This is a genomic window from Chelatococcus sp. GCM10030263, assembly GCF_042666455.1.
In the GTDB taxonomy this organism is placed as follows: Bacteria; Pseudomonadota; Alphaproteobacteria; order Rhizobiales; family Beijerinckiaceae; genus Chelatococcus.
Map to the genome: position 1 here is coordinate 644,575 of NZ_JBHTDB010000016.1, position 21,823 is coordinate 666,397.

Below are 21,823 nucleotides of genomic sequence, written 5' to 3' on the forward strand. Positions count from 1 at the left end.
CCGCCTCAGACCGGAGGAACGCGCTCGAGCAGCGGCGGAATGAGATCACGCGCCGTCTGCCCGTCGGCGGCAGCCCGCCAGGTCAGGATCAAGCGGTGTGCGAGCGCATCCTCCGCGAGATCGGCGACATCCTCGGGCAGGACATGGTCCCGGCCATGGAGATAGGCGCGTGCCTTGGCGGCGGCGGCAAGCGCCAGCGTGCCGCGCGGCGAGACGGAATGCTCGATGGAACGGCGGATGTCCGGCACTTTCTCGGGGCTGCGCGTCGCGACGATGAGCCGAACGATATAGTCCTTCACGGCGGGCGCGAGATGCACATTGGCGACGGCGCGGCGTGCACGCTGGATCTCCTCGACGCTGAGCCGCGCCGGCATGGCCGCCACCTCCTCGACCATTTCCCGTTCCACCAGATCGAGAATCTGCCGCTCGGCCGCCTCGTCGGGCAGCCCGACGACCACATGCAGCAGGAAGCGGTCGAGCTGCGCCTCGGGAAGCGGGAAGGTGCCTTCGTGCTCGATGGGATTCTGCGTTGCAACGACCATGAAGGGATCAGGCAGGCGGTAGGTGGCATTGCCCGCCGTCACCTGGCTCTCGGCCATGGCTTCGAGGAGAGCGGACTGCACCTTCGGCGGGGCGCGGTTGATTTCGTCGACGAGGACGAGCGAGTGAAAGAGCGGCCCCTGCAAGAACTCGAACTGACCCTGGTCCGGCCGCCAGACGGTCGTGCCCGTGAGGTCGGCGGGCATGAGGTCCGGCGTGCATTGAATGCGCGCGAAAGAGGCATCGAGACCGGCCGAAAGCCTCTTGACGGCCCGGGTCTTGGCGAGGCCGGGCGCCCCTTCGATCAGGAGATGGCCGCCGGTGAGCAAGCCGATCAGCAGACGCTCGACCAGATGCTCGCAACCGATCAAGCCCTTCTGCAGCGCATCGCGCAAGGTGACGATGCGCGCGTGAAGGTCGTCGCCCACGGGTCTTTCGGCGTAATTCATGCGTTCGGCCCTCCCAAATGGCCCTCTCGCGGCAGGTTTCAGCGAGAGCCGAAACCGATCGCGGACTTGGGCCGGGAATGAGCGAGACGGCAGAACTGGTCAGCGGCAAGCATTCTCAATCCTCCGTCAGGGGCGCCGATCGTGTTCTGCACCGGGCTTCCTCTCCCAATCATCTTGTTTTCTGGCTCAAATCGCCGGTCTGTTCCGGCCGAGCGCGGGCGTCGCTGACATCAGCCGAACGGACAAGGACGATGCCGCCCCCGACCCAACCGGACCGGACTGGACGAGTCGCCTCAGTCCGCGCTGCAGCGCGAGCGCGACGCCCGATCATTTAAGCATCGGGTTAAGTCGGATTGAATGTTTATTTTTCCCTTAGAGCATTACTGCGGACAAGCAGCTGCGGCGACTGCGGGACAGCTTCGCCAGAGTAATCCGCAAGAAGTGATCACGCGCGAAGGCAAGGCGCAGATCATTGCGCAGGCGTAATCGGCCAGAAAAGCATCCGCTCGAATGACACGCTCTGACCGCCGACGCGATGAGACATGCGATAAGCTCAGCTGTTGAGCCTGTCCGGCCGCTTGTTCCTCTGCGGCCGCATCACAGGGCGCGCCGATCCGGCACCATCGCGGGATGGCCGGACCGGATGTCGGCTCGAGCGAACCGTCGAGGCCCGCCCGGCCCGTCGCCTCACCAGCGCTGGTGCACGTGGGGCTTGATGTCCGCGTCGTAGATCCGCTTCAGCTCGTCCATCACAGCCTGCGGAATGGCCGGCAGAGCCGCGGCCTGGGCATTGGATTGGGCCTGGGCCGCGTTCTTGGCGCCGGGAATGGCCACCGTGACCGCATCGAACATCAGGATCCAGCGCAGGGCAAACTGCGCCATCGTGGCGTCGCCACCGATGAGGGGGCGGATGCGCTCCACAGCCGCGAGGCCGACCTCATAGGGCACGCCCGAAAAAGTCTCGCCCACGTCGAAGGCTTCGCCGTTGCGGTTGAACTTGCGATGATCGGTGTCCTCGAAGGCCGTGTCCTTGCGGAACTTGCCCGAGAGCAGGCCGCTCGCCAGCGGCACGCGCGCGATGATCGCCACGTTCTTGCGCTTGGCGGCCTCGAAAAAGGTTTCGATCGGCCGCTGGCGGAAGATGTTGAAGATGATCTGCACGCTGACGACGCCCGGATATTCGATCGCCTTGAGCGCCTCCTCGACCCGCTCGACGCTGACGCCGTAGTTGCGGATCTTGCCTTCTGCGACGAGCCGATCCAACGCGCCGAAGACCTCGGGGTGATAGTAGAGATCAGTCGGCGGGCAATGGAGCTGCACGAGGTCGAGCGTCTCGACGCCGAGATTCTGCAGGCTGCGCTCGATCCAGCCCCGCAAATTATCGTAGCTGTAGCCCTCCACGGATTGCTGCGGCAGCCGCCGGCCGGCCTTGCTCGCGATGAAGGGGGGCGTGCCGCCGCGTTCCTTGACGACGCGGGCGATCAACCGCTCCGAGCGGCCGTCGCCATAGACGTCGGCCGTGTCGATGAAGGTCATGCCGCTGTCGAGCGCCGCATGAAGGGCCGCAATCGCGTCGCTCTCGTCGACCTCGCCCCAGCTCGCACCGATCGCCCAGGCGCCGAAGCCGATTTCGCTGACCTCGCGGCCCGTCCGTCCAAAGATTCTCGCTCGCATTGGGTCCTCCTCTGCGCGTTCTAGCCGACATCGTGGGCGGCTCCAACGCGGCTTGACAGTCCTGATGATCGCACATATCAGAGAATAGGGTTGTAGGACAACCGGCTAAGAATGCAAATAGATCCGGGGAGGATCGAGCGATGGTCGTCGTCTCGAAAAAAGCGGCCGTGCTGGCCGTGGGCTTGGGCGTCATGGGCTTGGGCGCCTTAACGCTGCCCGCCCTCGCACAAGACGCGGGCAATACGGTCAAGATCGGCGTCGTGGCCGCGGAATCAGGCTCCTTCGTCTCGGCCGGGCATACGCTACCGGCCGGCGTCAGCCTCGCGGTGAAAGAGATCAACGACGCCGGCGGCGTCAAGGTTGGCGACAAGACCTACAAGATCGAGCTCGTGAAGCGCGACGACCGCACCGACATCGGCACGGCCGTGGCGGCGACGCAAGAGCTCGTGCGCGACGTCGGGGTGAAGGCGATCTTCGGTTCGGAATCGCATGACTTCACCCTGGCGATGGCCAAGATCACCCAGCCGGCCAAGGTGCTGCATTTCGCCGGCAATTCGACGCTCGACACCGTTCTCACCGACCAGAGCGTCGCCAAGGGCGGCGAGAATCACTATCTCTTCCAGACGGAGCCGCGCGAATTCCAGCGCAGCGGATCGACAGCGCGCGGCGTGCTGACGCTGCTCAAGCCGCTCGTCGACCATCCCATCAAGAAGTCGGTGATTATCGCCGGCAATGACGCCACCGGGCAGTTCCTCTCCTCCTACTATCTCAAGGCGCTGAAGGCCGAGGGGCAGGAGGTGCCGGACATCATCTTCTACCCGCCTGACACCACCGACTTCTCGCCCTTCCTGACGCGCGCCAAGGGCCTGAAGCCGGACGTCATCCACTTCTGGTATAATGGCGACTCCACGCTGGCAGCGCTTCCGCAGGCTTTCGAGCTCGCCGCCGCGCCGAGTTACTTCCTCTTCGGCGTCGATCCCGGCATCTGGAAGGAACGCTCTCTCTCGGCTGATGTGCCGGTGACCATGAGCTGCGTGCCGGTCTGCTGGGGCGAGTCCTCCAATCCGAAGGCCAAGGCCTATTTCCAGGCTTATTTCGCCGCCGGCGCGCCGAAGGGCGTCACCTCGTCCGTGTCGCTGCTCTACTACGACTATGTCCATATGCTCGCCGAAGCCTGGACGAAAGCCGGCAGCTTCGATCCGGACAAGGTGGTGGATGCTCTCACGACCATTCACCACAAGGGCGTCGTCTCCGACGATCTCGCCTTCAACGCCCATCATCAGGTGACGCACGCGACGGAAGTCTGCGTCGCCAAGCCCGAAGGCGACATCGCCTGCTCGATGCAAGATCCTCCCAGCGAGGCGCCCTGAGCGCTCGGCGCCTCGCCTCTCGCCTGCCGGGGGCCGCGTGCCTCCGGCAGGTCTTTTCAGCGAAACTGCGGCCTTGAACGGCCGAACCCTTCCGTCCCCGCCAGAGGCATCCAGAATCGGACGGCCGTCGTGGATATTCTGATCCAGCAAATCCTCAACGGACTGTCGATTGCCAGCGTCATCACGCTGATCGCCGTCGGCGTCACCTTGATCTTCGGCCTGACCGGCATCATCAATTTCGCCCATGGCGAATTCCTGATGGTCGGCAGCATCGTCACCTGGCTCGCGGTGAGCGCCGGCTGGGGCTTTCCGCTGGCACTCATTGCGGCCATCGCCGTGGTCGCGCTCATGGGCTTCGTGCTGGAGCGCGGCCTCTTCCGCTTCACGCTCGACCGGCCGACGAATGGTTTCATCGTTTCGCTCGGCCTCATCGTCGTGCTCCAGCACATCGTCATCCTGTTCTGGAATGCCAATCAGAAGAGCATTCCGCGCCCGCTCAGCGGCATCTGGGATGTGGGCGGCGTGCGCATCGCCTCGGTTCGCGTGATGGTCATCCTGATCACGCTCGCCGTGGTGGCGCTGACCTTCGTCGCGATCACCCGCAGCCGCTATGGCCGGGCGCTCAGAGCAAGCGTCGAGGACCGCGACACGGCAGCGCTGATGGGCATTCCCGTGCGCCGCTACATCACCGGCGTCTTCGTCTTCGGCAGTGCGCTCGCCGGCCTCGGCGGGGCGCTTCTCATCGCGCTCTTCCCCATCACCCCCTTCACCGGCGGCACGATCGTCATGAAGGGTTTCGCCGTCGCCCTGATCGGCGGGCTCGGCAATCTCACCGGCGCCGTGGTCGCGGGCCTGATCCTCGGGATCGTCGAAGGTCTCAGCGCCGGCTACGGCTTTTCCGAATGGACCGACGCCTATTCCTTCGGGCTGATGATCCTCGTCCTCCTCTTCAGGCCGCATGGGCTTTTCGGGGGAACGAGCGGTCCGCGCGTCACCTGACCGCAAGCGCCGAGTTCATCCATGAACACATCCTCCCCCGTTCGTTCTCTCGCCGGAGCCCTGGTGCTCTTTGCGCTGCTCGCGCTCGTTCCCTGGCTCGGGCCGAGCAACCGGCTGCTCTCGCTCGCCATCACGGCGGGCATCAATGTGGTCGCGCTCTACGGGCTCGCGGTGCTCTTCGGCCAGACCGGCATCCTCTCCATGGGCCATGCGGCGCTCGTCGGCGTCGGCGCCTATGCGGCGGCTATCCTGGCGCGCGATGCGGGCATGGGCTTCTGGGCCGTGCTTCCGCTCGCCGCCATCGCGGCGGCGCTCGTCGCGACGGTGGTGGGCTTTCCGTCCCTCCGGGTGAGCGGCCATCATTTCGTGATCCTGACCTTCGCCTTCGGCCAGTTGCTCACCATCATCCTGACGAATGGCGGGGAGTTCACCGGCCGCGCCACCGGGCTCGACATGCAGCTGCCGGTGACGCTCTTCGGATTTGATCTCGATCCCCTGCCCCGCCTCTATCTGGTGGTCCTTGGCTTCGTCACCCTCAGCGCCGTCGCGAGCTGGGCCATCATCCATTCCTCCTATGGGCGGACGCTGCGCGCCATTCGCGAAAACGAAAAGCTCGCCGCTTCCCTCGGCATCAATGTGGGGCGGCACAAGATAGGTGCCTTCGTGGTCAGCGGCGTCTTCGCGGGCCTCTCGGGCGTGCTTCTCGCCTATTTCCTGCGCCACATTTCGCCCAGCCAATTCGCGGCCTTTCCCTCCATCTATCTCGCACTCATGGTGATGATCGGCGGGGCGCGGCTGTTGCTGGGGCCGCTCGCCGGCGGCGTGCTCGTCGCCTTCCTGCCGGAAATGCTGGCGCTCGACCCGGTCGAATCGCGCATCCTCTACGGTGTCTGCCTGATTGCGGTGATCCTCCTCCTGCCGAACGGCCTCATTGCCGGCGCGATCGACGGCTGGCGCTGGCTGGTCGGGCGGCGCGGCGTGAGCCCCTCCGGTGGGCAGTCCGCCCGTTCCGCGACCATCCGGGGGTGAGCATGGGCATTCTCGAGATAAGCGGGCTGCGCAAGGAATTCGGCGGCGTCGTGGCGCTCGCCGGGGTCGATCTGGCGATCGACGAAGGCGAGATCCTCGGGGTCGTCGGTCCCAATGGATCCGGCAAGACCACGCTCTTCAACGTTGTCACCGGCGTGCACAAACCGACCCGCGGCAGCGTGCGCTGGCGCGGCCGCGACATCACCAGCTGGCCGGCGCATGCCATCTCGCGCAGCGGCATCGGTTACACTTTCCAGCAGGCGATGGCCTTTCCGGGCCTCAGCGTGATCGAGAACCTGCGGATCGCTGGAGAGCACCGCGGCGGTGGTGGCGACCGCCCTTTTCCCTGGCCGACGCCGGAGGCGCTGCTCGCCTTCGTCGGGCTGGAGGCGCTCGCCGACGAGGCTGCCGGCGTCATGCCCTTCGGCAATCTGAGACTCCTCGGCCTTGCTCTCGCCTTGGCGACACGTCCGGCTCTCCTCCTGCTCGACGAGCCGGCGGCCGGCCTCAACGACAAGGAGACCACGGCGCTCGTTCGCCTCGTCGAGCAGCTTCCCGCTCATGGCATCAGCGTCTGCGTCATCGATCACGACATGAACCTCATCCAGATGCTCTGCCGCCGTCTCGTCGTCCTCGATTTCGGCAGCAAGATCGCCGATGGGCCGACCTCCGCCGTGCTGAACGACCCCAAGGTGCTCGACGTCTATCTGGGAGGTGAGTTGTGAGCCTTCTCACGATCACCGGCGTCACCACCGGCTACGGGCCCACCATCGTCAATCGCGGGGTGTCGCTCACGCTCGACAAGGGCGAGATCGTCACGATCCTCGGGCCGAACGGGGCGGGCAAGACGACCCTGCTGCGCACCATCGCCGGGCTCGTGAAGCCGCGGTCCGGAAGTATCCACTTCGATGGCGAGACCGTCACCGGGCAACCGCCGGACGTCATGGCCAAGCGCGGCGTGGTGCTCGTGCCCGAAGGCCGCCGCGTCTTCGCCGACATGACCGTGGAGGAGAACCTGCGGCTCGGCGCCTATGCGCGTCGTGATGCCGCCGCGGTGGACGCCGACGTGACGATCATGGAAGGCTTCTTCCCGATCCTCGCCACGAAGCGGCGGGATAAGGGGGGCTCCCTCAGCGGTGGACAGCAGCAGATGCTCGCCATCGCCCGCGGCCTGATGGCCCGCCCGCGCGTCCTCCTGCTGGACGAGCCCTCACTCGGTCTGTCGCCGCTCATGGTCAAGGAGATCAAGGCGATCATCGAAGCGATCGGCGAGCGCTTCGGCGCCTCCGTGCTGCTCGTGGAGCAGAATGCCGGCCTCGCGTTGTCCGTTTCAAGCCGCGGCTATCTCATGCAGAACGGCCAGATCGTCACCTCCGGTCCGATCGCCGAACTGCGCGACATGTCGCTGATGCGCGAGCTCTATCTCGGCACTGCTGCGCGCTGAACGCGCCTGGCCTCACCGGCTCCCGTCGGCACCCGCCGGCTGGCTCAAGCCCTGGTAGCGGGCGTAGCTCTTCGTGAGATGATGGCGCGTGGCGCGGCGCGCGCCCGAAGAATCGCCGGCCCGGATCGCTGCGAGCATGGCGTGATGCTCGCGCTGAATGCGCCGCAGGTAGCGCTCCCGTTCCTGCGCCGATAGGGCGCCCAGCCGCACGCGCTGGCGCGGAATGGCGAGGCTGCCGAACAGGTCGAAGAAGCGCGCGAAATGTGGGTTCTGCGTCGAGACGAGAATGGCGCGATGGAAGGCGAAATCCTCCTCCGCGCCGGACCTGTCGGCGCTGATCGCATCCTCGAGCGCCGCGAGATGGCCTTCCATCCGCGCGATGTCGGCCTCCGTCCGGCGGAGCGCCGAGAGGCCTGCCGCCTCAACTTCCATGCCGATGCGCAATTCGAGCAGATTGAGGGTGTCGCCGAGCGTTTCGAGCTCATCCGGGGCAATGGAAAAGGCCATCGGCGCCGGATGTTCGGCAACGAAGGTGCCAAGCCCCTGGCGCGTGGTGATGAGGCCGCGGGCCCGCAGCGAGGCAAGCGCCTCACGCACCACCGTGCGGCTCACGCCCGTCGCCGCCACGATCGCCTGCTCGGTCGGCAGCCGCTGGCCGGGCGCGAGTTCGCCCGATTCGATCTGCGCGACAAGCGTGTCGACGAGGCCCGTGGTGAGGTTGGGGGTCTGCTGGATGGTGTCGAAAAGGCTGGACGTTCGGCCGGGCATCGGATCCTGAGTTTCTACTGGTGTCCGCTGGAAAATTGCAGCGCCGCCCTACTTACACAAGCCCATCGCGCGCAAGTCCACCGCGCGCAAGCCCGTCGCCCCTGCTCACGCGAGGGTCGCCTCAATGCCGGTTGCCGGCGCCATCACTCCGTCGTTTCGGCCCCGAGCAGCGGCTCGGTTGCCGCCACGTCCTTCCTGCGGCCGGCCCGGCGCTTCACACCCTTGCCGGCCGGAATCCCCACGCGTTTCGCGGCCCCGATCAGATGGGCGTGCATCGCCTCCTGCGCCGCCCCGGCGTCTCGTCCTTCGATGGCGGCGAGAATGCGCTCGTGTTCGGCGAGCGTCACTTGCGCCATGTCGTCGGAGCGGCTCTGGCCGCCGGCCGCCAAAATGCTCTCGCGCACATGTTCCGCAATGAAGCCGAGGAACTGCGCCATATAGCTATTGCGGGTCGCCTTGGCGATGGAGAGGTGGAATTCGAGATCCGCCTTGAGCCACTGCACGCTGCCGTAAGGCGCCTCCCGCATGGCGGCGAGCGCACGGCGCATGTCGCGGATGTCGCTCGCCCCGTGCCGCTCGGCCGCAAGCGCCGCAGCACGCCCCTCGATCACCTCGCGAAGCTCGAACAGGCTGCGGAAGGCATCGCCGTTCTGCAGCGCATCATGGTCGATGGTCAGGATGGTCGGATTGGTGGTTTCCGAGACGAAAGCGCCGCGCCCCTGATGAGACCAGATCCGCCCTTCCGATCTCAACCGCGCGATCGCCTCCCGCACGACATTGCGGCTGACGCCGAAAGTCGTGGCGAGCGCCTGTTCGGTCGGCAGCCGATCGCCCGGCTTCAGCCGCCCCTGCGCGATTTCCCGCGAGATGGAGCTCGCGACCAGGGCCGGCAGATGCGGCCCCCGGCTGACCTTATCGAGCTTCAATGCCATTCCCTGCCCCCTTCCCCGGCCTAACCGTCGCCCGCTGTCCCGGCGGGCAGAATGCGCCCCATGCTGAGGATATGCCGGGGGTCGAATGCGTTCTTCAGGCAGTGCGCCAGATCAAGCTCCACGCTGCCGATCCGTTCCAGATAAGCCTCCTGCTTCACCCGGCCGATGCCGTGTTCCGCGCTGATGCTGCCGCCGATCGTATCAAGGACGGTAAAGATCACGTCTTCCGCGCCGTGAAACAGCCTCTCCATGGCGTCCGACGCGAGGCCGGGCGGTGGAATCACGTTGAGATGTACGTTGCCGTCGCCCACATGGCCATAGGCGAGCGGCTGCGCCTCGGGATAGGCGGCGCGGACTGCCGCGATGGCTTGGGCGATAAAGCGGGGGATTTGCGAGATCGGCACGGACACGTCGGTGCGCAGGTAGCGACCACCGCCGCCCTGCATCTCCACCATGACCTCGCGATAGCTCCACAGCCGATCGGCTTGGCGGCGGCTCGTGGCGATCACACCGTCGGCGACGAGGTCGTCGGCTTCCGCCAGACAGGTCTCCAGCACCGTCCTGAGATCGACGGCGCCGCTCGCCGCGAGCTCGACGAGCGCGTAGCACGGATAGACCTCGCGGAGCGGATCAGGAAGATCGGCACGCGCGCGCAGCGACACCTCGATGCAGTCGCGCAGGATGAGCTCGAAGGCGCTCAGAAGATCGCTGCAGGCGCGCCGTGCCCGGGCGTAGAGCGCCATCGCATCCTCGATGGACCGGAGGCCGACGAGCGCCGTCTCGACCTGCGTCGGCTTTGGAAACAGCTTGAAGGCGGCGGCGGTGATGATGCCGAGCGTGCCCTCGCTGCCGATGAAGAGCTGCTTCAGGTCATAGCCGCGGTTGTCCTTGCGCAGCACCTTGAGGCCGTTCCACACGCGCCCGTCCGCCAGCACCACCTCGAGCCCGAGGACGAGGTCGCGCGTCATGCCGTAGCGCAGCACGTTGAAGCCGCCGGCATTGGTGGCGACATTGCCGCCGATTCGGCAGCTGCCTTGGGCGCCAAAGGTGATCGGCAAGAGACAATCCTCAGCCTCGGCGGCGCGCTTGGCCTCCTCCAGGATGCAGCCGGCCTCGACCACCATGGCGTAGTCGATGGCATTGACCGAGCGGACCGCGTTCATGCGCTCCAGGCTGACGACGACCTCATGACCGCTCGGATCGGCAACCGCCGCCCCGACGAGCCCGGTGAGCCCGCCCTGCGGCACGACGCGGATGCCGGCTTCCCAGCAATGCCGCATCAATGCGGCGACATCGGCCGTCGCGCGCGGCCGCGCCACGGCGAGCGGGCGGCCGTAATGGTCGCCCGACCAATCGCGGCTGTAGCGGGCCATGTCCTCGGCACCGGTGACGAGTTCGTCCGGCGACAGCACGCCGGCAAGAGCATCGAGGGCCGATGAAGCAACGATCATTGAAGAACCTCTCGAGAGGGCGCCGAGACCTGGACAAACCCTCTCATTGCCGTGTTATCATACAACCCTGAAACCGGACAGCAAGGTCTCCCTCGCTTTGCGCCGCAGGAGGGGCGCAAGGTGGATGGAACGCGAGCCGGTGGAAACAACGCCCTCAGGAGGACGCGACGATGAGCAGTGAGCCCAGCCAATTCCGCATGATGCATACGATGATCCGGGTCAAGGACCTGGACAAATCGATAAAGTTCTATACCGAGCTTCTCGGCATGCAGCTCCTGCGCAGGGAAGACTTCCCCGAGGGCAAATTCACCCTCGCCTTCGTGGGCTACGGACCGGAAGAGACGAATACAGTCGTCGAGCTCACCTATAACTGGGGCCATGAAGGTTACGAGCTCGGCACGGGCTTCGGCCACCTCGCGCTCGGGGTGAAGGACATCTACAAGGTCTGCAGCGCGCTCGAAGCGCAAGGCGCCAAAATCCCGCGCCCGCCCGGCCCGATGAAGCACGGCACCACGCATATCGCTTTCGTCGAGGATCCGGACGGCTACCGCATCGAGCTGATCGGCCTCGACACCATGCGCTGACCCGTGTTGGCCGGACATCCCGCCCCCGGCGGGGTGTCCGTTCTCGGACCTCGAACGCCTGCGGGTGCTCTGCCCTCCTGCGGTTCTCGGCCTCGTCCGGGTCGAGGGACCTCGCCGCGCATCCCCGTTCATTTGATGATCGCGATCTTGCTGCGGTCGATCGTGATGGCAACCGCCAGAATGAGCACGGTGCCGAAGATGATCTGCTCGGCGAAGATATTGATGCCGATGAAGGTCATGCCGATGCGGACGATTGAGATGATCAAGGCGCCCACCGCCGTGCGGCCGACATTGCCGAGCCCGCCGGTGATCGCCGTTCCACCGACGATCACAGCGGCGATCGCCGGCAGCAGCAGCTGGTTGGCCAGCGTCGGCGAGCCGCTCGACAAGCGCGCCGCCAGGATCACGCCGGCGAGCGCGGCGAGAAGTCCGGACAGGGCGAAGGCGATGACCTTGGTGCGATCGACATTGATGCCGGCTGCCAGGGCTGCCGGCTCGCCGGCTCCGACGGCGACGCTGTAGCGGCCGAACCGGGTGTAGCGCTGCACCAGGAAGGCCGCGACGCCGACCACGGCCGCGATGATGACGACGTTCGGCACCCCGAACAGTCGTGCATTGATCCAGGCGGTGTGCGCGCGCCCGGCCTCCTCGATGGTGATGGCCCGCCCGTCCGCGGCAAGCAGCGCGAGCCCTGCAACGACCCCGCCGGTGGCGAGCGTCGCGACGAAGGACGGCACGCGCAGACGCACATGCACGAGCCCGCTCGCAATGCCGAAGACAAGGCCGGCCGCGAGCGCCACGAGATAGGCGGACAGCCCCATCGAGGGCAGCAGGCGGGCCAGCAGCACGCTGGCGAGCGAGGCGAGCGCCTGGATCGACAGGTCGATGCCGCCGAGCATGATGACGAAGGTAACCCCCGTCGCCAGGATGAAGAGCACGGCCGTGTCGGAGAGCAGCACGGTGAGTGTGCTCACGCTGAGGAAGCCCGGCGCGGCCATGCCGACCCCGAGGACCAGCGCGATGAGAAGAGCGATCGGTGCGACGCCTCTGAACCGCGCGAAGACCTCGTTGCGGCTCATCAGGGACGGCAGGCTGAACATGGGGGCACCTCGTCTTGCTCTCACACCATCTCGCGCAGGATATCGACCTGGTCGGGCTTGCCGCCCGGCGGAGCCTCGAAAGCGGCGGTCACCTCGCCGTCGCGCATGACCATGACCCTGTGTGCGAGCCCGATCGTCTCCTCGAGCGTGTCGGAGATGAGCAGGATGGCGACGCCTTGGGCCGAGAGGTCGCGCACGAGCTCGTAGACCTCTTCCTTGGCGCCGACATCGAGGCCACGGGTCGGATGATCGAGGATCAGGATCTTCGACCCGGCCGTCATCCAGCGGGCGAGCACCACCTTTTGCTGATTGCCGCCGCTGAGCTTCTGGCAGGCGATGTCGATGTTCGGCGCCTTGATCCTGAGGCGCTTCAACCAATCCTCTGCGAGCGCCCGCTCACGGCCGTGGTCGATGACGCCGCCGCGCATGACCGCGCCGAGATTGGCGAGGGTGATGTTGGTGGCGATCGACAGGAACATCACGAGGCCCTCGACCCGCCGCTCGCGCGGGATATAGCCGATGCCGCGCTTCACCGCCTGTTCGGGCGTGGTGAAGCGAACCGGCTCGCCATTCACCCGGATCTCACCCCCGGTCTGCGGGAGGAAACCGCCGATCGTGCGTGTCACCTCCTCACGGCCCGAGCCGACGACGCCGGCGATGCCGACGACCTCGCCCGCGCGAAGCGTGAGATCGACATCGCGGAAAGCGCCTTTGACGGTGAGCCCCCTGGCTTCGAGCAGGAGCGCCTCGTCGGGAGCTGCTTGGCGACCCTCCTTGTAGTATTCGCCGTGCAGACCGCGGCCGACCATGATCTCATGGAGCTGCGGGCCGGTTACGGCAGCCGCGCGATGCTCGGCGACCACGCAACCGTCCTTCATCACATAGATGCGGTCGCTGACCTCGAGCACCTCATCGAGCCGATGGGAGACGAAAACGAAGCTGGCGCGGGATTTCAGCGCACGCACGCGAGCGAACAACACCTCGACGTCGGCGCGGCCGAGCACGGAGGTCGGCTCATCGAGCAGGATGACGAGCGGCCGCTTCGTGCTTTCCTCGAGCGTCAAGGCCTTGGCGAGCTCGACCATCTGGCGGGCGGCGAAGGTCAGTTCCGAGGTGCGGGTCGTGACGTCGAGATCGATGCCGATCTTGGCGAGTTGCCGGCGGGCTGCGGCGCGCATGGCGCGCCAATCGACAATGCCGAAACGCGTGAACTCACCCTCCTGACCGAGATAGATATTCTCGGCCACGGAGATATTGAGGAGGAGCGACTGTTCCTGGAAGACCATGCCGATGCCGTGGGCCCCGGCATCTCGGGCACTGCGCAGCCGGAGCGGCTCGCCATCGAGGCTCAGCGTGCCGTCGTCGGGCTGCTGGGTACCCGAAAGAATACGCATCAGCGTCGATTTTCCGGCGCCGTTCTCGCCGACGAGCCCGACCACCTCGTTCGGTCTAATTTCCATGTCGACGTCCTTCAGCGCATGGACGCCGGCGAAGGACTTGTTCAGGCGTGAAGCGACGAGCATGGCGGTCACTTGACGATCTTGAGGCGGACGCGATCGAGCGAGATCGCCACAGCCGCGATGATCATCAGCCCCTGCGCGGTCTGCTGCACATAAGGCGAGATGCCGAGAAGGATCATGCCGTTGCCGAGCACCGCGACGATCAGCACGCCGACGAGCGTATTGATCACGCCGCCCTCGCCGCCGGTCAGCGCGGTGCCGCCAACGACCACCGCGGTCACCGCCGCAAACAGGCGACCATCGCCGATGACGGGATTCGACTGGCCGAGCTGGGCGGCCGCCAGCACGCCGGCTATCCCATAGAAGAAGCCCGCGAGCGTGAAGGCGGCAATGCGCACCCGCCTCAGATTGACACCGGAGAGCTCCGCCACGTCCTCGCCGCCGCCGATGGCGACGATGTGTCGACCGAGGCGGGTGAAATACTGGATGACGACGGCGAGCAGGAAGGCCGCGAAGGCGATCCAGACGGCGAGCGGCAAGTCGAGCACGCGCGTCAGGGCCAGCCCGCGCAAATTCATGTCCATGAGACGCACGGCCGAACCGCCGAGCATGACGGTCGCGATCCCGAGGCCCACGAACCACATGCCGAGCGTCGCCATGAAGGACGGGATCCTGAGCCCCGTCTGCACGACGCCGCTGACGAGCCCCATGAGGCTGCTCGCTGCAATGGCGGCGATCACCGCCAGCCAGCCGAAATCGTTGCCATTGGCATCGTTGGCCGCGAGCAGCACGAGCACCATGGCGGCGATGGCAAGCCCACCCTCCACCGACAGATCGATGCTGCCGAGCAGGATGATGAAGGTCGCACCCATGGCGAGCGTTAAGGGCACCGCCGCCGAATTGGCGATGCGGATGAGATTGCGGGTCTCGATGAAATTCGGATTGGCGATGGTGATCAGCAGGCAGAGGGCTGCGAGCACCAGCACCGGGGCCGCAGCCCGCAACAAGCGGCCACTCGGCAAGATCCAGGCCGGCCGGACGGACGGCGCCAGCGCTTCACCGGCCCGGGACGAAGTCGAGACATGTTCGGGTTGCAAGGTCACGGCAGCCATCCCGAAAACAGGCGATGAACAGCGGGCGGACCGGCTTTGGCCGGCTCCGCCAACGAAGGACGGAAGCGGCGCGAGGCCGCTCCCCTCGCTTTGCGGTCAGCTCGGGCGGATCTGGCCGGTGCAGCGGCCCCAGATGTCGTTCCAGTCGATCACCGGCTGGGCGTCGATATGGGTCTTGTAATATTCGGCGACGTTGTCCTTCGTGATCAGCGTCACCCTGCCGTAGAACTCGCGATGATCCTTCGGCTCCTTGGCGGGATCGAAGGTGCCCATCGCGGCATGGTAGCCCAGCGAAAGGCCCATGCCGCCCTGCCAGAACGGATCAGAGGTGATGGTGGCGGCGTATTCACCGCTTTTGACGGCATCGACCGCCGCCTTGATGCCGTCGATGCCGACGATCGGCACCTGGCCCTGGAGCCCCTCCCCGCGCAACGCTTCGAGCGCGCCGGTGCCCATGTCGTCATTGGCCGCCCAGATGCCCTTGATCTGGTCACCGAAGCGCGTCAGCAGGCTGGAGGTGATAGTATAGGCCTCGGTCGCCTTCCAGTTGGCGACCTGGAAATCGAGCAGCTTGATATTGGGATTGGCGGCGAGCGCGGCATCGAGGCCCTTCTTGCGCTCGATGGCCGCGGTGGTCGAGATCATGCCGCCGAGCGCCACGATGCCGCCGGAGCCGCCCATAGCCTTGAACAGGATCTCGGCGATCTGCTTGCCGCTCGCGATGCCGTCGAACTCGATATGCGAGATGTAATAGGGATTGAAATCCCAGGGGTGGAGATCGGACGGCTTGTTCCACTGGGTGACCACATAGGCCTTGGCCTTGGTCGCCGCCTCGACGATCGGCCGCGCATCCGGCGTGTCGTTGGGATCGGAATTGAGCACCATATGGCCGCCCGTCTTGGCAAGCATGGCGCGGATATCGGCGATGCCCTTCTCGCTGTTGCCCTCCGAGACGAGCGTCACATGCTCGGCGCCGACCGACTTGGCGAAGGCCTCCGCCCCCTGCTTCCACACCGCGTGATAGGGATTGGACAGGGAACGAATGGAAGTAACGAGCACCGGCGGGGTCGCCGCGCTGAGCCTCCGCGGCAGGGACGCAGCGGCAATGCCGGCCGCGCCGGCGGCGAGAAAGCCACGCCGGCTGAAACGCCCGCCGGAATGGGTCGCGTCGAAAGAAGCCATCATGAACCTCCCTAGAAGGTCTCGTGCCCGGCGCATGCGGCAGCCACGCGGGCGTGATTATTATCGCCGAGGTTATCCAGTCGTCAGACAACCCTTCAACAGGATGAGCATATTCTTCCTGTTGACGCGGCACAAGGGTCCTGAGAAGCTGCCGGGCGTTTTGAGCACGCTGCGGCGATCGAACGGCCTCTTTCCGTCCGGGCGAGGCGTTCCGAACGGTCGGCGACCGCGGCGGCCGAGGGAGGAGCCATGCCCGATTATATCATCGTCGGCGGCGGCTCGGCCGGTTGCGTCATGGCCGCCCGCCTCAGCGAAGATCCCGACGTCTCCGTCCTGCTCCTCGAGGCGGGACCGCGCGACACGGATGCCTATATCCACATGCCCGTCGGCTTCTTCAAAATGACCGGCGGCCCGCTCACTTGGGGATTCGAGACGGCGCCGGGCAAGACGATCGGTGGCCGCACGATGATCTACCCTCAAGGGCGCGTGCTCGGCGGCGGCAGCTCCATCAACGCCCAGGTCTTCACCCGCGGCTGCCCGGAAGACTACGACGCCTGGGCCAAAGAAGAAGGCTGTACCGGCTGGTCGTTCGAGGACGTGCTGCCCTATTTCCGCCGGTCGGAAGACAACGACACCTTGTCAGGCCCCTATCACGGCAATGGCGGGCCGCTCGGCGTCACCTCCTCTTCGCCGCATCTCCTGTCGCGGATCTTCGTCCAGGCTGCGCAACAGGCGGGGCTGCCGTATAACCCGGACTTCAACGGTCCGAGCCAAGCCGGTGTCGGGGTCTACCAGACGACGACCCGCGGCGGCCGACGCTGCAGCACCGCGACGGGTTATCTGAAACCGGCGCTCGGCCGCCCCAATCTCACCCTGCGCACCGGAGTGCTGATCACGCGCATCGTGGTGGAGAAGGACCGCGCCGTCGGCGTCGAACTCGTGGAGAACGGCCGCCCGAAGACCCTGCGCGCCGAGCGTGAGGTGATCGTCAGCGCCGGCGCCATCGGCTCGCCGAAGCTCTTGATGCTGTCGGGCATCGGCCAGGCGGCGCATCTTTCCGCGCTCGGCATCCCGGTGATCGCCGACCTCCCCGGCGTCGGCCAAAACCTTCAGGACCACACCAATGTCGACCTCGTTTACGAGCTCACCGGCCCTTATAGTTACGACAAGTATAAGAAGCTCGGCTGGAAGCTCATGGCGGGGCTTGAATACAAGATCTTCAACAAGGGGCCGGTGACCTCGAATATCGTCGAGGCCGGCGCCTTCTGGTGGGGCGACCGCAGCGAGGCGACGCCCGACCTCCAGTTCCACTTCCTGCCCGGCGCGGGCGTGGAAGAAGGGATCGGCGGCGTGCCGGGCGGCAACGGCTGCACCTTGAATTCCTATCATACGCGGCCGCGCTCGCGCGGCACCGTGACTCTGCGCTCGGCCGACCCGGCGGCAGCGCCGATCATCGATCCCAACTGCTTCGACGATCCCTATGATCTCGAACGCACGGTCGACGGCATCATCACGAGCCGGGAGATCATGTCCCAAGCCGCCTTCAAGCCCTATATCGCGCGCGAGCATATTCCGGGCAGCGGCGTCGGCTCGCGCGCCGAACTCGCGGCCTTCGCCCGGCAAGCTGCGCGCACGGCCTATCATCCGGTCGGCACCTGCCGCATGGGCACGGGGCCCGATGCTGTCGTCGACACGCAACTGCGCGTTCACAGCATCGATGGCCTCCGGGTCTGCGACAGTTCGATCATGCCGCGGCTGATCTCGTCCAACACCAATGCTGCGGCCGTGATGATCGGGGAGAAGGCGTCGGACCTCGTCCGCGGCAACCGGGTGGCCCTCGCCGCGACCGCATAGCCACTCAGAGAGAACCATCGGCCGAGCCTAAAGCCGCTCCGCGACGGCGAGGTAAGCCGATAAGGTGATCGTCGCAATGATGGTCGACACCAAGATGGCCCTGGAGGTTACCGCCGCCTCCCGCCGATAGAATTCGGCGAGCATGAAGGGGCCAGTTCCGGTCGGCAGAGCTGCCAGCAGCACGCTCGTATGGGTAAGGAGCGGCGGCAGCTTGAAGACGAAGACCGCGAGCAGCCAGGCGAGCAGCGGCTGCACAATGAGCTTGATGCCGACGAGCACTGCCGTCGATGCGATATCGCGTTCCTCCGCCGCCTTCGTCTGCGCGAGAAAGAGGCCGAGGGCGACGAGCGCGCAGGGCGAGGCCGCCCCCCCGAGCAGCTTGAGAAAAGCCTCGATCGGCGCAGCGAGGCTCGCTCCCGAGAGCGGCACGAGGGCACCCAGCACCGGGGCGACCAGCAGGGGATTGCGAATCAATGAGCGCATGACCTTGATGGCCAGATGCGCCGGCCGCTTCTCCGTCTGCAAACCGGTCTCGATCAGCACGATGGCGATAGCGAAAAGAATGCAGACGGTGAATATCGTCGCCACAGTGGTCGGCGCCAGGGCATCATGCCCGAAGGCCATGAGGGCGAGCGGAAAGCCGATGTAGCCGGTATTGGCATAGGACGCGTTCAAACCGTCGATGGCGGCATCGGCCAGAGGCCGTCGGCCGTGCAGGCGAAGCACCAGCGTCGCGACGAAAGCGAGCAGCGTGCTCGATCCGAAGACGGCGATGAAGCCGGGCTGCCACAGGTCCGCCCATTCGGCGTGCGCCACCACGTCGAACAGCAGCGCCGGCAAAGCGAGATAGACCACGAAACGGTTGATTTCGCCGGTCGCATGCGGACCGAGCACGCCGAGGCGCCGGGCGAGCCAGCCGGCGAGAATCAGTGCGAAGACAGGCAGAACGATGGAAAGCGTGGAGAGCATCGGCACGGGGCGATTGGAAGGACCGGGCGAGCCCTAGCACGCGATATTCATACCTTCTAATGTTCTTTTCCGCTGTCGTTGCGGCCTGTTGCGCATCGCGCGTTTCGCGCCGGCGAGTCGCTTCGAACGGGCGATGATGGATTGCTCCTCGGGATCGCTTCAGCACGTCGCGAAGGACCGCTCAAAGCTCCTCAATCGTTGAGAAGCGCATCCAGCTCGTGCTCGAGACGCGCATCCGCGTCGGCGAGACGGGCACTGACCGCCGCGACCGCCGCTTCATGGGCCGCGAGCCTCTCACGGCGTTCGGCGACCATGCGCGTGACTTCCTGCGGCGCGGGGCCGCCGCGGACGGTGCGGGCGGCGACATTGGCCCGCGGGTCGAGCGCCTTGGTGACCGCCTCCTCCGAGATGACGCAAGGCTCGCCGAACAGCGCCTCGCTTGCAGCGGATAAATCCTGCGCGGTGAGTTCCGGCGCGGTGCGCCGGCTCTCCAGCGCCTCGCGCACCACGCGCCCGACGATATTGTGTGCCTTGCGGAAGGACAGCCCGGTCTCGCGCACAATGACGTCGGCGAGCTCGGTCGCGGTGCCGAAGCCGATGGCGGCGGAACGCAGCATCACCTCGGGGCGCAGGGTGAGCGTTTCGAGCACGCCCTCCGCGACGGCAAGCGCCAGCATGGACCGCTCAGTCGCATCCATGGTCGCGGGATTCACGCCGGTGACACCGTCGTTCACGTCCGCGAAATGTGTGTTCTTGCTGCAGGCGAGCACCGTCGCGACGGCGCCGGTCACATAGGCGGCGGCCGTCTTGATGTATTCGAGGCCCTGCGGATTCTTCTTCTGCGGCATGATTGAGCTGACGCTGGAAAAAGCGTCACTGAGTTCGACGAAGCCGTATTCCAGCGTGTTCCATTCCTGCAGGTCAGTCGCGAGGCGCGATACCCCCGTCATCATGATCGCCAGCGCGGCGACCGCCTCATGCGCATCGTCACGCGACGAGACCGCGTCATAGGCGACCTCGAGCAGCCGCGGAAAGCCGAGCAGGCCGGCCGTATAGTCGCGGTCGATCGGGAAGGCGGTGGTTGTGAGGGCGCCGGCGCCCAGCGGACAGCGGTCGCAGCGGTTGAGCGCGCCGGCCACCCGCTCGGCATCGCGCTCCAGCATGTCGGCATAGGCGAGAAGATAATATCCGAGCGAGATCGGCTGGGCATGCTGGGTGTGGGTATAGCCGGGCATAACGGTGTCGGCATGCTCGGTGGCGAGGCGCAGGCAAACGCCGCGCAGGCGGTTCAATCCGGCCGCGACCTGCACCAGCCGCCGCCGCAGTGCCATCCGCCAGGACGTGATGTTGAGGTCGTTGCGACTGCGCGCCGTGTGCAGCCGCCCGCCGATGTCCGGTCCGAGGCGGCTGACGATATAGCGCTCCGAATAGGAGTAGAGATCCTCCTGGAGATAGTCGATATCGAGCGCTTCCGGCCCAGCGGCGCGCAATTCCCTCACGATATGAAGCGTCTGACGGATGTCGTCCCTGGAGACGATATCCTGGCGTGCCAGCATCAGCCCATGGGCGAGATGGATGCGCATCTCCTCGGAAAAGAGATACTTGGCCCCGTAAGAAATGGCGGGCCGGTAATAGGCATCCACCAGCGCCTGCGCCGGGGGCAGCTTCACGCGCTCGCGCAGCGAAACCTTCTCTTCGCTCATGGCCTTCTCCTGTTCGTTCCGCGGGCGTGCGGCCGGCCTCAGATAAAACCAGGCCCCTCGATCACCGGGTTGGCGGCGATGAAGGCCTCGTCGACCTCGAGCCCGATGCCGGGACGGTCGAGCGGGCGCACGCAGCCATCGGCGTCCAGCTCGTAGGGCGCCCGGTCGAACGGCGCTTCGCGCTGCGGGTTGTAGCCCTCGCTGGCCTCGAAGTAACCTCCGTTATCGATCGAGGCGAGCACGTGGATGCCCGCCGCCAGATCGAGCCCGGTGACGCCGCCATGCGGGTGGATCATCACCTTCCACGCGGAGGCCATTGCGGCGATGCGCATGATTTCGGTGAAGCCGCCGGTCTTGCCGACATCCGGCTGGAAGATGCGCACCGCCCCCGCTTCCACATGCTTCACGAATTCGAAGCGGGTGTAGCAGTTCTCGCCCAGCGCCAGCGGCGTCGAGCTGAACTTGGACGCCACCTCGTAGGACCGATAGTCGTTCGGAGAGAACGGTTCCTCCAGCCACGACACCTCGAGCTCGGCGAGCGCCGGCATGGCGCGGCGTGCATCGTCGAGCGTATAGGCGGTGTTGGCGTCGGTGAGGATGTCGATCTTCTCGAAGGCCTTGCGCACCGCCGCGACCCGGGCGATGTCCTTCTCTACGGTGTCGCCGATACGCAGCTTGACGGCCCTGTAACCCTTCTCGGCGAGCGCGGCCACTTCGTCCACCAGCGCCTCCGGGCCGCGTCCGATACCCAGCGCGCCGCCACCGCCGGCATAGGCCGGGATCGGCTTGTCGCCGCCGCCGAGCAGCTTGTAGACCGGCCAGCCGACAGCCTTGCCCTTGATGTCCCAGCACGCCATGTCGACGCCGCTGAGCGCGATCACTGAGCCGGCGCCCATACCGTGACTGGCGATCTGCGCCTTGTAGACCTTGCTCCAGATGGCAGCGGTGTCGGTCGGGTCCATGCCGACGACCAGCTGGTGCATCGTGTTGTTGACGATATTGGCGACGGCGCCCGGGTTGCGGCCGTGATGCGCCTCGCCCCAGCCGATGATCCCCTCGTCGGTGAATACCTTGACGAGGACGGCATCCCGCTTGGCCAGCCGCCCGATGCCCAGCCGATTTTGCTTGTCCGGCGGAATGGGCGAGGAGATCGGGAAGGCTTTGATATCGGTGATACGCATGGTGATCCTCGCTTGGGTCGGT

The 21,823-nt window shown here is 66.1% G+C and carries 19 protein-coding genes; 7 read left to right on the forward strand and 12 right to left on the reverse strand.

From position 1 onward, the window contains the following. Positions 1 to 5: 5 nt before the first annotated feature. Together ACFQU1_RS25370 and ACFQU1_RS25375 are read right to left on the reverse strand one after the other, a co-directional pair. Positions 6 to 989, reverse strand: coding sequence for an AAA family ATPase (locus tag ACFQU1_RS25370; protein WP_378138039.1), 984 nt, complete (start codon positions 987 to 989; stop codon positions 6 to 8). 687 nt (positions 990 to 1,676) lie between these two features. Continuing rightward, positions 1,677 to 2,663, reverse strand: a complete 987-nt coding sequence (locus ACFQU1_RS25375; protein ID WP_378138041.1) for an aldo/keto reductase — start codon at positions 2,661 to 2,663, stop codon at positions 1,677 to 1,679. Positions 2,664 to 2,803: 140 nt separating this feature from the next. Between ACFQU1_RS25375 and ACFQU1_RS25380 the strand changes: the two genes are divergently transcribed. From ACFQU1_RS25380 to ACFQU1_RS25400, 5 genes are all read left to right on the forward strand, one after another. Then, a complete protein-coding gene (locus tag ACFQU1_RS25380; RefSeq protein ID WP_378138043.1) occupies positions 2,804 to 4,033 on the forward strand; it encodes an ABC transporter substrate-binding protein in 1,230 nt (409 codons plus the stop codon). Positions 4,034 to 4,162: 129 nt separating this feature from the next. Then, entirely contained in the window at positions 4,163 to 5,032 is an 870-nt protein-coding gene (locus ACFQU1_RS25385; RefSeq protein ID WP_378138045.1) for a branched-chain amino acid ABC transporter permease, read from the forward strand. A 21-nt stretch (positions 5,033 to 5,053) separates the two neighbouring features. Further along, positions 5,054 to 6,061, forward strand: a complete 1,008-nt coding sequence (locus ACFQU1_RS25390; protein ID WP_378138047.1) for a branched-chain amino acid ABC transporter permease — start codon at positions 5,054 to 5,056, stop codon at positions 6,059 to 6,061. Between the two features lie 2 nt (positions 6,062 to 6,063). Next, on the forward strand, positions 6,064 to 6,786 hold the full coding sequence (locus ACFQU1_RS25395; RefSeq protein ID WP_378138049.1) for an ABC transporter ATP-binding protein: 723 nt from the start codon (positions 6,064 to 6,066) through the stop codon (positions 6,784 to 6,786). Further along, the gene (locus ACFQU1_RS25400; RefSeq protein WP_378138051.1) at positions 6,783 to 7,505 is read left to right on the forward strand and encodes an ABC transporter ATP-binding protein; all 723 of its coding nucleotides are present in this window, start codon (positions 6,783 to 6,785) and stop codon (positions 7,503 to 7,505) included. Before ACFQU1_RS25395 ends, ACFQU1_RS25400 begins: the two co-directional genes overlap by 4 nt. A gap of 12 nt (positions 7,506 to 7,517) precedes the next feature. On the opposite strand, the gene ACFQU1_RS25405 is transcribed toward ACFQU1_RS25400, so the two are convergent. The 3 genes from ACFQU1_RS25405 to ACFQU1_RS25415 form a co-directional block, all read right to left on the reverse strand. Continuing rightward, positions 7,518 to 8,273 (reverse strand): FadR/GntR family transcriptional regulator, encoded by a 756-nt coding sequence (locus tag ACFQU1_RS25405; RefSeq protein WP_378138053.1) that lies wholly within the window; start codon positions 8,271 to 8,273, stop codon positions 7,518 to 7,520. A gap of 143 nt (positions 8,274 to 8,416) precedes the next feature. Next, complete coding sequence (locus tag ACFQU1_RS25410; protein ID WP_378138055.1) at positions 8,417 to 9,205, reverse strand: FadR/GntR family transcriptional regulator; 789 nt, start codon at positions 9,203 to 9,205, stop codon at positions 8,417 to 8,419. A gap of 20 nt (positions 9,206 to 9,225) precedes the next feature. Further along, positions 9,226 to 10,656 carry an FAD-binding oxidoreductase gene (locus ACFQU1_RS25415; RefSeq protein WP_378138057.1) on the reverse strand — a complete coding sequence of 477 codons (1,431 nt, stop codon included), beginning with the start codon at positions 10,654 to 10,656 and terminating at the stop codon, positions 9,226 to 9,228. Positions 10,657 to 10,826: 170 nt separating this feature from the next. On the opposite strand from ACFQU1_RS25415, the gene gloA reads away from it, so the two are divergent. Continuing rightward, entirely contained in the window at positions 10,827 to 11,240 is a 414-nt protein-coding gene (gene gloA, locus ACFQU1_RS25420) for a lactoylglutathione lyase (protein WP_378138059.1), read from the forward strand. Positions 11,241 to 11,368: 128 nt separating this feature from the next. Here gloA and ACFQU1_RS25425 read toward each other — a convergent pair whose 3' ends face one another. The 4 genes from ACFQU1_RS25425 to ACFQU1_RS25440 form a co-directional block, all read right to left on the reverse strand. After that, on the reverse strand, positions 11,369 to 12,340 hold the full coding sequence (locus ACFQU1_RS25425; RefSeq protein WP_378138061.1) for an ABC transporter permease: 972 nt from the start codon (positions 12,338 to 12,340) through the stop codon (positions 11,369 to 11,371). Positions 12,341 to 12,360: 20 nt separating this feature from the next. After that, a complete protein-coding gene (locus ACFQU1_RS25430) occupies positions 12,361 to 13,863 on the reverse strand; it encodes a sugar ABC transporter ATP-binding protein (protein WP_378138380.1) in 1,503 nt (500 codons plus the stop codon). Between the two features lie 5 nt (positions 13,864 to 13,868). Continuing rightward, positions 13,869 to 14,912 (reverse strand): ABC transporter permease, encoded by a 1,044-nt coding sequence (locus tag ACFQU1_RS25435; RefSeq protein WP_378138063.1) that lies wholly within the window; start codon positions 14,910 to 14,912, stop codon positions 13,869 to 13,871. A gap of 96 nt (positions 14,913 to 15,008) precedes the next feature. Next, complete coding sequence (locus tag ACFQU1_RS25440; protein WP_378138065.1) at positions 15,009 to 16,094, reverse strand: sugar ABC transporter substrate-binding protein; 1,086 nt, start codon at positions 16,092 to 16,094, stop codon at positions 15,009 to 15,011. Positions 16,095 to 16,343: 249 nt separating this feature from the next. Here ACFQU1_RS25440 and ACFQU1_RS25445 point away from each other — a divergent pair, with 249 nt between their 5' ends. After that, positions 16,344 to 17,948 (forward strand): GMC family oxidoreductase, encoded by a 1,605-nt coding sequence (locus ACFQU1_RS25445; RefSeq protein WP_378138067.1) that lies wholly within the window; start codon positions 16,344 to 16,346, stop codon positions 17,946 to 17,948. A gap of 27 nt (positions 17,949 to 17,975) precedes the next feature. On the opposite strand, the gene ACFQU1_RS25450 is transcribed toward ACFQU1_RS25445, so the two are convergent. The 3 genes from ACFQU1_RS25450 to ACFQU1_RS25460 form a co-directional block, all read right to left on the reverse strand. After that, positions 17,976 to 18,917: an AEC family transporter gene (locus ACFQU1_RS25450; RefSeq protein ID WP_378138069.1), complete on the reverse strand. Its 942-nt coding sequence runs from the start codon at positions 18,915 to 18,917 to the stop codon at positions 17,976 to 17,978. Between the two features lie 191 nt (positions 18,918 to 19,108). Then, on the reverse strand, positions 19,109 to 20,620 hold the full coding sequence (gene argH / locus ACFQU1_RS25455) for an argininosuccinate lyase (RefSeq protein ID WP_378138071.1): 1,512 nt from the start codon (positions 20,618 to 20,620) through the stop codon (positions 19,109 to 19,111). A 38-nt stretch (positions 20,621 to 20,658) separates the two neighbouring features. Then, a complete protein-coding gene (locus tag ACFQU1_RS25460; protein WP_378138073.1) occupies positions 20,659 to 21,801 on the reverse strand; it encodes a mandelate racemase/muconate lactonizing enzyme family protein in 1,143 nt (380 codons plus the stop codon). Positions 21,802 to 21,823 lie beyond the last annotated feature (22 nt).